We start from the raw sequence: 12,498 nt of genomic DNA, 5'->3' as shown, positions 1-12,498 counted from the left end.
AGGACCCCGCATGTCGGAGTACCGCTTCATCACTTACGAGGAGCTCGACGAGGGCACGATCGCCCGGATCACCCTCAACCGTCCGCGCTACCGCAACGCCCAGAGCCGGTCCCTGCTGGTCGAGCTGGACGAGGCGATGCTGCGCGCCGAGGCGGACGACACCGTCCGCGTCGTGATCCTGGCCGGCGAGGGGATGACCTTCTCGTCCGGTCATGACATGGGCACGCCCGAGCGGGCGCTCGAGCGGGAGCCCGGGCCGGACCAGCACCCGACCTTCGGCTCGCACGGCGCCACGAGGACGAGCGCCGAGAAGCGCATGGTCCAGGAGTGGCACTTCTACTACCAGAACTCCCTGAGGTGGCGGAACCTCCGCAAGATCACGGTCTGCTCCGTCCAGGGCCCGGTCCACGCCGCCGGCCTCACCTTCGCGTGGTCCTGTGACCTCATCGTCGGCGCCGAAGGCGCGACCTTCTCCGACCCGGTCGGCACTCGACTCGGCATGTGTGGCGTCGAGTACTTCGCACACCCCTGGGAGTTCGGTCTGCGGCGCACCAAGGAGCTGATGCTCACCGGAGGTGACGTCACGATCGAGGAGGCCCACCGCCTCGGCATGGTGAGCCAGATCTTCCCCGCCGACGAGCTCGTCGAGCGCACGCTCGAGTACGCCCGCGAGATCGCCAAGCGCCCGACCATGACCGCGCTCATGATCAAGGAGGCGGTCAACCAGACTCAGGACAACATGGGGTTCCACAACGCGCTCCAGGCCTGCTTCAGCCTGCACCAGATCAACCACGCCCACTGGGCTGAGATCCACGGCGGGCGGGTTGCGCACGCGACGGTCGAGGACGGCGCCGTCGACTGGCGCAGGAAGCCGTCGTCGGCGAACCCCGACCAGGACCCCGAGCAAATCGGGGCGGTGGTCCGGTGAACGCCGGGACGAGTGGGGAGTGGGTCGACCGGGACGCGGACTGGACCCCCGACTACGCCTCGATGCTCCGCCTGAACGGTCAGGTGCACGTGGTGCTCGGCGCCGGGTTCGGCATCGGCTATCAGACGTCGCACGCTCTCGCGAGCGTCGGCGCGAGGGTGGTCTGCGTGGACCGCGACGAGGAGCGCGCGGAGAAGGTCGCAGCGGAGGTAGACGGCATCGCCTGGACGGGTGACATCACCGATCGCGACTCGATGGCAGCGCTGTTCGACCACGTCGACGAGCGCTGCGGCCGCCTCGACGGTGTCGTCGACATCGTCGGGCTCGCGATCTACAAGGGCCTCCTCGACCTCACCGACGAGGACTGGGCGTTCCACCACGACGTCGTGCTCAAGCACGCCTACCTCGCCCTGCAGTACGCCGGCCGCTACTGGGAGCGCACCGGCACCGGCGGCTCGGTGACCTTCGTGGCCTCGGTCGCCGGCATGACGAGCTCGCCGAAGACGAGCGCGTACGGCGCCGACAAGGCCGCACTGATGTCGCTCGTGCGCACAGCGGCCGTCGAGCTCGGCCCTCTCGGGGTCCGCGTCAACGCGGTCGCGCCGGGCGTCGTGCGGACGCCCCGGCAGCAGGCCAACCCACGGTGGACCCGCGACCTGGTGGTCGCGAACGTCGAGCGGACGCCGCTGCGCAAGGTCGCCTACCCCTCGGACATCGCCAGCGTGCTGCTCTTCCTGTCCACCCCGCTGGCCGGGCACGTCACCGGCCACACCATCACCGTCGACGGCGGAAACAGCATCGTCTTCAACGTCGTCTCACCGGAGCCGGCGCCGACGGCCTGACGCCGGGGCGCGGCTCGCCTCCCTCTGAGACGTGGCTGACGGTCAGCCGAGCACGGCCAGGTCGTCGAAGGGCTCGCCCTCGGCGTAGACGTGGTTGAACAGGGGGACACCGGCGGCGAGCAGACGTACGTCGCGGCCCGACCCGTCCTCGTCGAGGCGCAGCCGGACCAGGTCCAGGCGGGGGCCGGACCCGTCCTCGCTCCGCGGGTCGTCGACCGAGAGGACGGCGCGGTCGCCGTCGAGCCGGAGGCGCGGGTTGGCGAGCCGGACGAAGAGCAGGCCGCCGTGGCCGGCGAGCCGGAGGTCGCCTCGATAGGCGAGCTCGACGGCGGTCGTGTGCTCGGGGTCGGGCGCGAAGATCACCCGCTGCGGGTCATCGAAGGTCAGGGTGGCTCCGCCGGAGACGGACGCCCGGCCGTCGGGGAGTCCTGCAACGTAGGCCAGGAAGCTCGCCCGGACGGCCCAGGCGAGCCCCGGCTCAGGCACCGGCTGCGGGCTGCAGGAGGTCGGGCACCTGCAGCGTGGTCACGATGTCCCGCTTGATCACCTTGCCGCTCGCGGTCCGCGGGAGCGGCATCTCGGAGACGGCGACGCGGACCGGGACCTTGAAGGCGGCGAGGCGCTCCGACGCGAACGCCCGTAGGCCTTCGGCGTCCAGGGAGCTCCCCGGACGGACGCGGACGACGGCGACGAGCTCCTCGCCGAGCTGCGGGTGCGGCGCCCCGAGCGCTGCGGCCTCGACGACCTCCGGGTGGGCGGTCAGCGCGGCCTCGACCTCGGCGCAGTTGATGTTCTCGCCACCCCGGATGACGACGTCCTTGAGCCGGCCCACGATGTAGAGGAGACCCTCCTCGTCGATGCGACCGAGGTCGCCGGTGTGGAACCAGCCGCCCCGGAAGTCGTCGGCGCCGGGCATGTTCATGTAGCCACGGACCACCTGGGGGCCGCGGATGGCGATCTCCCCCTCGCGACCGGGCTCGACCGGGGTGCCGTCCTCGGCGAGGATCGCGACCTGGGCGGTCGGGAGCGGTCGACCCACGCTGTCGGGGTGGCGTGCGAAGTCGGCGGCGGAGATCGACACGACGCCCGAGGTCGTCTCCGTGAGCCCGTACCCGGTCCGCGGGGTCACCTGGTCGCCGAACCGCTCGGCCAGCGCCGCGATCACCTTCGTGGGTGCGGCCGAGCCGCCCATTCCGATGATCCGCAGGCTCGAGAGGTCGCGGGTCGTGGTCGCGGCCGCGTCGAGGAACGTCTGGACGACGAACGGAGGTCCCGCGACCTCGCTGGCGCGCTCCTCCGCGACGAGCCGGACGGCCAGCTCCGCGTCCCACTTGTACATCAGCACGAGGGTGTGGCCCGAGTAGGCAGCGGTGTAGAGGGTGTTCATGCCGGCGATGTGGAAGAACGGGAACGTCACCAGCTTGACCGACGGCGCCGGCGGGAGGATCTCGTGCGAGCCGTCCGGCTGCTCCGGCCCGACGCCGACCGCGCGGATGTACTTGTTGAGCAGCGACGCCGAGTGGTTGCGGTGCGTGTGGAGGGCGCCCTTGGGCTTCGCGGTCGTGCCCGAGGTGAACAGGATGGTCGACGGGTCGTCGGGCGACAGCTGGACGGCGGGCGGCTCGGTGACGGTCCCGGCGCGGTCGAGCAGCGCGGCGTACGACGTGGCACCCGGCAGGGCGTCGTCGCAGCGCACGCCCACCACGTGCCGCACTCCGCTGGCCGACAGGTCCTCGGACGCCAGCAGTGCGATCCTCTCCCGGTCGGCGACGAGGACGGCGGGCCGGGCGTCGGCGATCACCTCCGCGAGCTCTCGGGTGCGGAGCCAGCCGTTGAACGGCACCACGACGGCTCCGATCAGCTGGGCCGCCCAGAACGTGAAGATGAACTCGGGGTAGTTGCGCATCGCGATGCCGACGCGGTCGCCGGGCTGGACGCCCAGCTCGTCGCGCAGGGCGGTCGCGAGCCTGCACACGGTCACCCACTGGTCGCCGTACGTCCAGCGCTCCTCGCCGAAGACCACCGCCGTGCGCTCGGAGAAGGCGGCGGTGGCGAGGAAGGCGTCGCGCATCGTGCGTGGGTCGCGGTCGAACATCTCGAGCCGCGCGCCGTCGACATCGATCGAGGTCACGGGGAACGCGCCGCCCGGGGCGGTGAGGATGCGGAGCCGGGACGTCTCGTCCAGGGTCATGCGGTCCGACCTTTCACTTGGCGACGATCGCTGTAATGATGATGCATAATAGCAAGACTATTGTGAATCGGTAAGGAGTGTGCGGTCGTGGACGTGACGACGAGGCAGGGAACCTTCCGGGGCACACCGACGGCCGGCGGGTGGGCCTTCCTCGGCATCCCGTACGCCGAGGCCCCGGTCGGCGCTGCCCGGTTCGACGCCCCCCGCCCACCTCGGCGCCACGACGGCCTCGTGGACGCCACCACCTTCGGGCCGACCGTCTCCACGCCTCCCCAGCGCTCGGCCGTGATGGACGAGCTCCTCCCGGACCCACGCCGGCCCGGCGACGACAGCCTCAACCTCAACATCTGGACACCCGGCGTCACCGGGAGTGCGCCGGTGCTGGTGTTCATCCACGGCGGCGGGTTCGCCACGGGCGCGGGGTCCACCACCGCCTTCGACGGCACGGCCTTCGCACGCGACGGTGTGGTTGCGGTGACGATCAACTACCGCCTCGCCGTCGAGGGGTTCGCGCTCCTCCCCGATGCGCCGGCCAACCGCGGGCTGCTCGACATGATCGCGGCGCTGGAATGGGTCCGGGACGAGATCGCCCGCTTCGGCGGCGACCCGTCCCGCGTGACCATCTCGGGCGAGTCGGCCGGCGGGATGGCCGTCTGTGTCCTCCTGGCCGTGCCGCGCGCCCGCGGGCTGTTCCGGCGTGCCATCGCGCAGAGCGGCACCGCTCACCACGTCCACACCGTGGAGCACGCGGAGGTCGTGGCGGCCGAGCTCGCCGCCGAGCTCGGGGTCGAGCCGACGGCGGCCGCCATCGCCCGGGTGCCGGTCGACGTGCTGCACAAGGCCACCAACCTCGTGATCACCCGGCTGACCTCGGGGCAGGACCCGCTATCCGCCGACTTCCGGCGCCTGGTCTTCCAGCCCGTGGTCGAGGGCGACCTCCTGCCGGTCCACCCGTACTCCGCCGCCGTGGCCGGAGACGTCGCCGACGTCGACCTGCTCATCGGTGTCAATGCCGACGAGTACGGGCTGTTCGTCGCCCCGACCGGGTTGGCGGACGGGATGAGCGAGGAGGTGCTGGCCGCCACGACCGCACGGGTCGTGGGTCCGGGCGTCGACGCTGCCGCGATGGTCGAGCGCTACCGGACGCGGATGCCGGAGGCGACTCATGCCGAGCTCTTCGTCGCACTCCAGTCCGACTGGTTCTGCGTGGCGCCGACCGACCGCCTGGTGGAGGCGCTGCGAGACGCGGGTCGGACGGCGCACGTCTACGAGTTCGCCTGGAGGCCTGCGACCTACGACGGCCGCCTGGGCGCCTGTCACACGCTCGAGATCCCGTTCGTCTTCGACACGCTCGCCGACCCGTGGGGCATCGCGCTACGTGGGACCGACGCTCCCCAGGAGCTCGCCGACGAGATGCACGCCGCGTGGGTCGCCTTCGTCCGCGACGGAGACCCGGGCTGGCCCGCGTACGGGGCCGACCGCCTCGTACGTCGGCTGGACCTGGCCAGCGAGACGGTGACCGACCCCCTGGCCCCCAGCCGTGAGGCCTGGGCCGGGATCGACCTCTGACCCGAAGGGTGCGGACACCATGACCGAGCACGTCGTCCTCGACGCGCAGATCCACGTGTGGAAGGCGTCGACGCCCGAGCGCCCGTGGCCGCCCGACGCCATCGAGCCGCAGCGCGCCGAGCCGCTGGAGGTGCCCGAGGTCGTCGGGATCCTGGACGCTGCCGGTGTCCGTGGGGCACTCCTGCTCGGCCCCACCTGGGAGGGATCGCGCAACGACTACGTCCTCGAGGTGGCGTCCGCCGACCCGGCGCGGTTCGGCGCCATCTGCCGCTGGGACACGGCTGACCCGGAGGCGTCGGAGCGGCTCGCCCACTGGCGGGAGATCCCGGGCATGCGCGCCATCCGCCTCTCGCTCAACCGAGGTGACGTGGAGGAGGCGCTCGCGGCGACCCGTGCCAGCGGCTTCTTCGCCGCGGCGGAGCGGTACGGCGTGCCCCTCTGCGTCTACGCGCCCGGCCGTTACGAGCTGTACCGAGACCTGGCGGAGACCTATCCCGGGCTGCGAATCACGGTCGACCACGCGGCGATCGAGACCGCGGACCGGCCGCTGCCCGAGGCTGTGGCGCCCCTCGCGGCGCTCGCGAAGTACCCCGGGATGGCGGTGAAGGCGTCCGCGTTGCCCTGCTTCCTGGACCTGGCCGCGGAGCGGCGACCGTTCGGTTCGATCACCGAGGCCGTCTACCGCCTGGTCGACGCGTTCGGTGCCGACCGGGTCTTCTTCGGGTCCGATCTCTCGCGGCTCCCCGTGCCGTACCCGGACCTGGTCGACACCTTCGTCCAGCACCTCCCCGGGCTCGACCCCGCCGAGCGAGCGCTGGTGCTCGGCGGTGGGCTGGGTGCCTGGCTCGCCTGGCGGGAGCCCTTCGGTGCGTGAGCGCGGACCGGTCCGAGTCGAGGTGACCGGCCCGGTCCTCGTCGTCACGCTCGCGCGTCCCGCGAAGCGGAACGCCATCGACCCCGCGACGACGCACGCCCTCGACGACGCCTTCAACAGGCTGGAGGACGACCCCGCGCTGCGGGTCGGCGTGCTCGCCGCGGACGGCCCGGTCTTCTGCGCCGGGAGCGATCTCGTCGCCGGGGCGGGCCCGCACACGACGCGCGGCGGCCAGTACGGCGTCGTCAGGCGGGTACGGTCGAAGCCCCTCGTGGCAGCCGTCGACGGTCCGGCCCTCGGCGGTGGGTTCGAGCTCGTGCTCGCCGCCGACCTGGTCGTCGCCTCGAGGGCTGCCTGGTTCGCGCTCCCGGAGACGATCCGCGCGAGGGTTCCGGCAGCCGGAGGGCTGCACCGCGGGCCTGCTCGACTGCCGCGCAACGTCGCGGTGGAGCTGATGCTGACGGGTGGCCGGCTGGAGGCCGAACGCGCCCACGCCTTGGGGTTGGTGAACCGGCTCGTCGCACCCGGGATGGTGCTCCCGGCGGCGCTCGAGCTCGCCCTCGACGCCTGCGCCGGTGCCCCATCGGCCGTCGCGCGCCTCATGCGCGGGCTGCGCGAGACGGAGGAGCACGGGGAGGCGACCGGCTGGGCCAGCACCGCGGCAGCGATGGAGGCGCAGCTGGTCTCCGAGGACCGAGCCGAGGGCAACGCGGCGTTCCTCGAGCGCCGCGCTCCCCGATGGGCGCCCGACGACGACGTACGTCGGGCCGTGCTGGGGCGGCAGGAGTGAGGGAGCAGCGCCGCGGCCGCCGGATCGCGATGTCACCAGCGGAAGTGAACGCCTTCCTCGTCGAGGAGCGCGTGTGCCGGCTGGCGACGGTCGGGGCGACGGGGGCGCCCAACGTGACCCCGCTGTGGTTCGTCTGGGACGGCAGGTCGCTGTGGCTGAACTCGACGTTCCGCAGCCAGCGGTGGCGTGATCTGGAGCGTGACCGGCGGGTCTCGGTGGTCGTCGACGCCGGTGAGGAGTTCACCGAGCTGCGCGGTGTCGAGCTGTCCGGAGAGGTCGTCGTCGCCTCGGAGGTGCCGCGGACGACCCAGCCGCGGCCCGAGTTGGCCGACGTCGAGCGACAGTACGCGTGGAAGTACGCAGGCGTCCCCGACTTCGTGCCCGACGGCCGGCACGCCTGGCTGCGGCTGACTCCGACGCGCCTGGTCAGCTGGGACTTTCGCAAGAGCGAGGGCCTGTCGCCGCGCCGCGTTCTGGGATCAGAGCCGGGCAGGTCATTGACGTAGGCCGTCGCGGTGACCATGATTACACAATCATTACGGCTCGCCTGCTTCATAAATAGAACACAAGTCGAGTCGCCGACGCCGCCGGGGCCGGGTCTACCCGCCCCGATCAGCTGACCTGAGGTACACCGTGGACACATTCCTGCCATTCATCGTCGCCGGCCTGGTGACCGGATCAGTGCTGGGCCTCGCCGGAACCGGCCTGGTCCTCACGTACAAGACATCCGGGATCTTCAACATCGGGCACGGCGCCATCGCGGCGGCCGCGGCCTACCTCTTCTACTGGCTGCACGTGGAGCGCGAGATCGGCTGGGTGACCTCCGCACTCATCGCCGTCGTCGGTGGTGGCATCCTCTTCGGGTTCGTCATGTCCGCTGTGAGCCTGAAGCTCAGCAACCAGCGACCAGCGCTCAAGGTCGTCGCGACCGTCGGCATCGTCCTGCTCGTCCAAGGGCTGGCGACGGTGAAGTTCGGCTTCAACCCGCTGCGTCCCGACCCCTACCTGCCCAATGCGACGAAGATCGTGCGGATCGGTGGTGTGAACATCACGTATGCGCAGCTGACGATCGTGGCCATCTCCCTCGTCGCGGTCGGGTTGCTCTACTACTTCTTCCGGGTCAGCCGCACCGGTCTCGCGATGCGCGCGGTCGTCAACGACCCCGATCTGGTCGCGCTGCACGGCACCAACCCGCGCGCCGTCCAGCGCCTGTCCTGGAGCATCGGCTCGATGTTCGCCGCGCTCTGCGGCGTCCTGATCGCCCCGACGGTGGGCATCGACGCGGTCACCATGACCTTCCTCGTCGTCCAGGCGTTCGGCGCCGCGGCCATCGGTGCGTTCTCGAACATCCCGCTGACCTACGTCGGTGCGCTGCTCGTCGGTATCGTCTCGAACCTGATCACGAAGTTCTCGATCGACCACGCGTCGCTCCGCGGGCTCAACACGGCCCTGCCGTTCATCGTGCTCCTGGTGGCCCTGATGGTGATCCCCAAACGCAAGCTCGACGCACCGGCGCGTGCTGAACGGGCGCCGAAGATCCCGTACCACGGCCCGACGAGTACCCGGATCGTCGCCGCCGTCGTCGTCCTGGGGTTCCTGGCCCTCGGCCCGCAGCTGTTCACCAATCAGCTGACGTTCCTGACCGTCGGGCTCACCCAGGCCATCGTCCTGCTCTCGCTCGGCCTGCTCGTGCGCACAGCCGGGATGGTCTCCCTGTGCCAGGCGGTCTTCGCCGCGATCGGCGCAGTCACCTTCGCCCAGGCTGCCGAGAAGTGGGACCTGCCGTGGCTCGTCTGCGTGCTGCTCTCGGCGCTCATCGTCGTCCCCGTCGCCGCGCTCCTGGCGCTCCCGGCGATCAGGCTCCAGGGCCTCTTCCTCGCGCTGGCCACCCTGGGCTTCGGTCTGTCGATGGAGGGCTGGGCCTACCAGAAGGACTGGTTCTTCGGCACGACGGGCACCGGTCGCCCGATGCCGCGGCCCGGTGGCTTCCAGAGCGATGAGGCCTACTACTACGTCGTGCTCGCGTTCTTCGTCGTCACAGCGCTCGTGATGGTGGGCATCCACGCCAGTCGTCTCGGCCGCATGCTGCGCGGCCTGTCCGAAGCGCCGCTCGCCGTGCGCACGCTCGGCCTCAACACCCACCTGCTCCGGCTCATCGTCTTCTGCATCGCCGGCTACATCGCCGGCATCGGCGGCATCCTCTACGGCAGCAGCGTGAACTACGTCGTGCTCGGCGACTCCAACTACGCGGCCTACTACTCGTTGGTGTTGGTCGCCACGCTGGCGCTGATGCCGTTCCGCGAGCCCTGGTACGCCGTCGTCGGCGTGTTCGCCGCCCTCGTGCCGGCGTTCTGGCACAACCCGAACGCGCAACCGTGGCTCAACGTGATCTTCGGCTTCTTCGCGATCGTCATCGCGACCCAGGGCGGTGCCGACACGCTTCCGCAGAAGGCGCGCGACTGGATCGACAAGCGGTTCGCCCGGAAGCAGGAGGGCCCTGTGGTCGAGGTCGCGGCCGACCCGTGGACGATGCCGGAGGGCGCGAGCGGTCTCGAGGTCCGCGACCTCACGATCCGGTACGGCGGCCGTACCGCCGTCGACCAGGTCTCGCTCAAGGCCCCCGTCGGTCAGATCACCGGACTGATCGGCCCCAACGGCGCCGGCAAGACCACGACGTTCAACGCCGCCAGCGGGCTCCTCACGCCGTCGACCGGCCAGGTGCTGCTCCAGGGACACGACGTGACAGGGATGAACGCGGCAGCTCGCGGGCGCCGTGGTCTGGGCCGAACCTTCCAGCTCATGCAGCTCGCCGACTCGCTCACCGTCGGGCAGAACGTCGCGCTCGGCGTCGAGTCCGGAATGGCGGGCTCCAATGTGCGTGGCCAGCTGTTCGCCTCGCGCTCCGAGCGCCGCGAGACGCTCGAGGCCGCCGAGTATGCCATGGAGCTGTGCGGCATCGCCGACCTGCGAGACGTCAACGCGGGCCAGCTGTCCACCGGCCAGCGCCGACTCGTCGAGCTCGCCCGGTGCCTGAGCGGCCCGTTCGACACCCTCCTCCTCGACGAGCCCTCCTCGGGGCTCGACCCGGTCGAGACCGAGCGGTTCGGTGAGACCCTGACGAAGGTCGTGGAGACGCGTGGCTGCGGCATCCTGCTCGTCGAGCACGACATGGCTCTGGTCCTCCGCGTCTGCGCGGACATCTACGTCCTCGACTTCGGCAAGCTGCTCTTCCACGGCACTCCGGCCGAGGTCCGGACCAGCCCCGTCGTCCAGGCGGCGTACCTCGGGTCGGAGACAGAGACCCGCGAAGACCTGATCGACGACATCGAGGAGGCGGTCCGATGACCGACCAGCAGATCCGGCCCGTTCCGAGTGGCGGCACGGCCGTGGCTGAGGCGCCGGCGCTCGAGCTCCGCAACGTGCATGCCAGCTATGGCGCGACAGCGGTGCTTCGCGACGTCTCGCTGACGGTCGCTCCCGGCTCGGTGACGGCACTGATCGGGCCCAACGGCGCCGGCAAGACGACCTCCCTCCGCGTCGCGTCCGGACTCATGAGGCTCACCTCGGGCCAGGTGATCGTCGACGGCGTGGACGTCACGAGGGCGTCGGCATCGGCCCGTGCCAAGGGCGGGATGTGCCACGTGCCCGAAGGCCGTGGCGTCTACCGGAACCTCACGGTGCGCGAGAACCTCCTGATGCAGGCGTCGTCGACGGGCGCCAAGGAGAGCATCGAGATCGCCACGTCCGTGTTCCCGCGGCTCGGCGAGCGACTCTCCCAGAAGGCCGGCACGCTGTCCGGCGGTGAGCAGCAGATGCTGGCGCTGTCCGCGGCGTACGTCGCGCAGCCCCAGCTCGTCCTCGTCGACGAGCCGTCCCTCGGGCTCGCGCCGATCATCGTCGACCTGGTCTTCGAGTTCCTCCAGACGCTGCGTGAGAAGGGCGTCGCACTCCTCCTCGTCGACCAGTACGCGCTGCGGACCCTGTCCATCGCCGACCACGCGTACGTCCTCCGGCGGGGCGAGATCGCCTACGACGGGAACGCCCACTCACTGCTCCAGGGCGACATGTTCGAGCAGTACATCGGCGAGGGTGCGAGCTGAGCCTCCTCCTCCACCTCCGCGCAACTGGTCTTGAACCGGCCGCTTCGGGCTCCGGGGCGGCTCCTTCAGGACCAGTTGTGCCGGGATAGGGCCGAGCGACGCCTGGCCGCCACCGGCCACATCTCATCCACGGGCGCCCCGGCTGCGCGAGCCGTCCACAGGGGGCGGATCCGCAGCCGGAGCAGACCGCGGGTTCGGTCGAGCCTCGGCGGATGGTCGTACGACTCTCACGCGGGATCCACATGCCGTCCGGGCTGGAGGGCCATGCGGCGCTCCTTGCTGAGCTGGCGGCCTGGCAGGAGCTGGTGCCGCCGAGCGGCAGCTTCACGGCGCTGACCGCTGCACGGGTCCACCGGCTCTGGCTGCCTCGGCTGCCGACGGACCTGCCGCATTTCGTGGGCATGGGCACCGTCCGCGACGAGGTGAAGCCGGAGCGCGCACAGCTGATCGTCAGCCGTCATCCGACCACACCCCGATGCACCCTGGTCGACGGGATCCGGGTCGCCAGGCTCGCCGATGCCCTGGTCGCGGCCGGGCGCTACCTCGACGTACTCGACCTGACCATCCTGATCGACTCCGCGCTCCACCTCGGGCTGTGCTCGATGGCCGAGCTCAGGGCGGCCGGTCAGGTGCGGCGCCGCGGGGTGGTGACCTTCCGGGCCGCGCTCGACCTGGCACACCCTGCTTCGGAGTCCGCGTGGGAGACGATGCTCCGGATCCTTCACATCGCGTGCGGTGTGGGCGTCGTGCCCCAGGCCGCGATCACCGACCAGGACGGCCGCTTCGTCGCGCGCGCCGACCTGCTCGTCGAAGGGACGCGCCTGCTGCAGGAGTACGACGGCGCCCACCACCGCGACGCATCCCAGCACGCCGACGACCTGCGGCGCGACCGCGCGCTCGCCGCCGCCGGTCACCAGCGGTCGGGGTACGTCGCCCGGGACCTGCTCCAGGCGGCCTACCTCGTCATCGAACCGGTCGAACGAGCGCTCGGTCGGCGCATCGACCTGGGCCCCTGGCTCGATCTCGTCGCGAGGTCGACGTACTCGGCCACTGGCCGCAAGGCGTTCGCTGCTCGCCTGCCGCCCCCGCCCTTCCACCCCTGGAACGGGGGCCTGCGGCCGGTCCGGACGCTCAACTGATCCTGAATCCACCCCTCACCAGCACGCTGGGGCCTGGTTCAGGACCAGTTGCCGCCCAGGACCAG

At 71.1% G+C, this 12,498-nt stretch carries 11 protein-coding genes; 9 read left to right on the top strand and 2 right to left on the bottom strand.

The features are described 5' to 3' along the window. The first annotated feature begins 10 nt into the window (after positions 1 to 10). Together ABD205_RS02030 and ABD205_RS02025 are read left to right on the top strand one after the other, a co-directional pair. Positions 11 to 928, top strand: a complete 918-nt coding sequence (locus ABD205_RS02030; RefSeq protein WP_344041887.1) for an enoyl-CoA hydratase — start codon at positions 11 to 13, stop codon at positions 926 to 928. Further along, positions 925 to 1,770, top strand: a complete 846-nt coding sequence (locus tag ABD205_RS02025; RefSeq protein WP_344041886.1) for an SDR family NAD(P)-dependent oxidoreductase — start codon at positions 925 to 927, stop codon at positions 1,768 to 1,770. The genes ABD205_RS02030 and ABD205_RS02025 overlap by 4 nt, the downstream gene beginning before the upstream one ends. Before the next feature lie 42 nt (positions 1,771 to 1,812). Here ABD205_RS02025 and ABD205_RS02020 read toward each other — a convergent pair whose 3' ends face one another. Both ABD205_RS02020 and ABD205_RS02015 read right to left on the bottom strand, forming a co-directional pair. Further along, the gene (locus ABD205_RS02020; protein ID WP_344041884.1) at positions 1,813 to 2,256 is read right to left on the bottom strand and encodes an HtaA domain-containing protein; all 444 of its coding nucleotides are present in this window, start codon (positions 2,254 to 2,256) and stop codon (positions 1,813 to 1,815) included. Continuing rightward, positions 2,249 to 3,961, bottom strand: a complete 1,713-nt coding sequence (locus ABD205_RS02015) for a class I adenylate-forming enzyme family protein (protein WP_344041882.1) — start codon at positions 3,959 to 3,961, stop codon at positions 2,249 to 2,251. The genes ABD205_RS02020 and ABD205_RS02015 overlap by 8 nt, the downstream gene beginning before the upstream one ends. 87 nt (positions 3,962 to 4,048) lie before the next feature. On the opposite strand from ABD205_RS02015, the gene ABD205_RS02010 reads away from it, so the two are divergent. The 7 genes from ABD205_RS02010 (at position 4,049) to ABD205_RS01980 (ending at position 12,433) form a co-directional block, all read left to right on the top strand. After that, positions 4,049 to 5,530, top strand: a complete 1,482-nt coding sequence (locus ABD205_RS02010; RefSeq protein WP_344041880.1) for a carboxylesterase/lipase family protein — start codon at positions 4,049 to 4,051, stop codon at positions 5,528 to 5,530. 19 nt (positions 5,531 to 5,549) lie between these two features. Continuing rightward, complete coding sequence (locus ABD205_RS02005) at positions 5,550 to 6,404, top strand: amidohydrolase family protein (protein ID WP_344041878.1); 855 nt, start codon at positions 5,550 to 5,552, stop codon at positions 6,402 to 6,404. Then, on the top strand, positions 6,397 to 7,194 hold the full coding sequence (locus ABD205_RS02000; RefSeq protein ID WP_344041876.1) for an enoyl-CoA hydratase-related protein: 798 nt from the start codon (positions 6,397 to 6,399) through the stop codon (positions 7,192 to 7,194). Before ABD205_RS02005 ends, ABD205_RS02000 begins: the two co-directional genes overlap by 8 nt. A 29-nt stretch (positions 7,195 to 7,223) precedes the next feature. Continuing rightward, positions 7,224 to 7,700 (top strand): pyridoxamine 5'-phosphate oxidase family protein, encoded by a 477-nt coding sequence (locus ABD205_RS01995; protein WP_344041874.1) that lies wholly within the window; start codon positions 7,224 to 7,226, stop codon positions 7,698 to 7,700. A 127-nt stretch (positions 7,701 to 7,827) separates the two neighbouring features. Beyond that, positions 7,828 to 10,539, top strand: coding sequence for an ABC transporter permease subunit (locus ABD205_RS01990; RefSeq protein WP_344041872.1), 2,712 nt, complete (start codon positions 7,828 to 7,830; stop codon positions 10,537 to 10,539). Continuing rightward, positions 10,536 to 11,294, top strand: coding sequence for an ABC transporter ATP-binding protein (locus ABD205_RS01985; RefSeq protein WP_344041870.1), 759 nt, complete (start codon positions 10,536 to 10,538; stop codon positions 11,292 to 11,294). The genes ABD205_RS01990 and ABD205_RS01985 overlap by 4 nt, the downstream gene beginning before the upstream one ends. 212 nt (positions 11,295 to 11,506) lie before the next feature. Continuing rightward, complete coding sequence (locus ABD205_RS01980; protein WP_344041868.1) at positions 11,507 to 12,433, top strand: hypothetical protein; 927 nt, start codon at positions 11,507 to 11,509, stop codon at positions 12,431 to 12,433. The last annotated feature ends 65 nt before the right edge of the window (positions 12,434 to 12,498 follow it).

It is taken from the genome of Nocardioides panacihumi, assembly GCF_039530925.1.
In the GTDB taxonomy this organism is placed as follows: domain Bacteria; phylum Actinomycetota; class Actinomycetes; order Propionibacteriales; family Nocardioidaceae; genus Nocardioides; species Nocardioides panacihumi.
Note: the sequence above shows the minus strand (reverse complement) of the source record. Positions and strands in the feature narration are given on the sequence as shown.

Coding starts and splice junctions, on each gene's coding strand:
- ABD205_RS01980 (WP_344041868.1), top strand. CDS start 11,507: ATGGTCGTACGACTCTCACGCGGGATCCACATGCCGTCCGGGCTGGAG.
- ABD205_RS02030 (WP_344041887.1), top strand. CDS start 11: ATGTCGGAGTACCGCTTCATCACTTACGAGGAGCTCGACGAGGGCACG.
- ABD205_RS01985 (WP_344041870.1), top strand. CDS start 10,536: ATGACCGACCAGCAGATCCGGCCCGTTCCGAGTGGCGGCACGGCCGTG.
- ABD205_RS01995 (WP_344041874.1), top strand. CDS start 7,224: ATGTCACCAGCGGAAGTGAACGCCTTCCTCGTCGAGGAGCGCGTGTGC.
- ABD205_RS02005 (WP_344041878.1), top strand. CDS start 5,550: ATGACCGAGCACGTCGTCCTCGACGCGCAGATCCACGTGTGGAAGGCG.
- ABD205_RS02015 (WP_344041882.1), bottom strand. CDS start 3,961: ATGACCCTGGACGAGACGTCCCGGCTCCGCATCCTCACCGCCCCGGGC.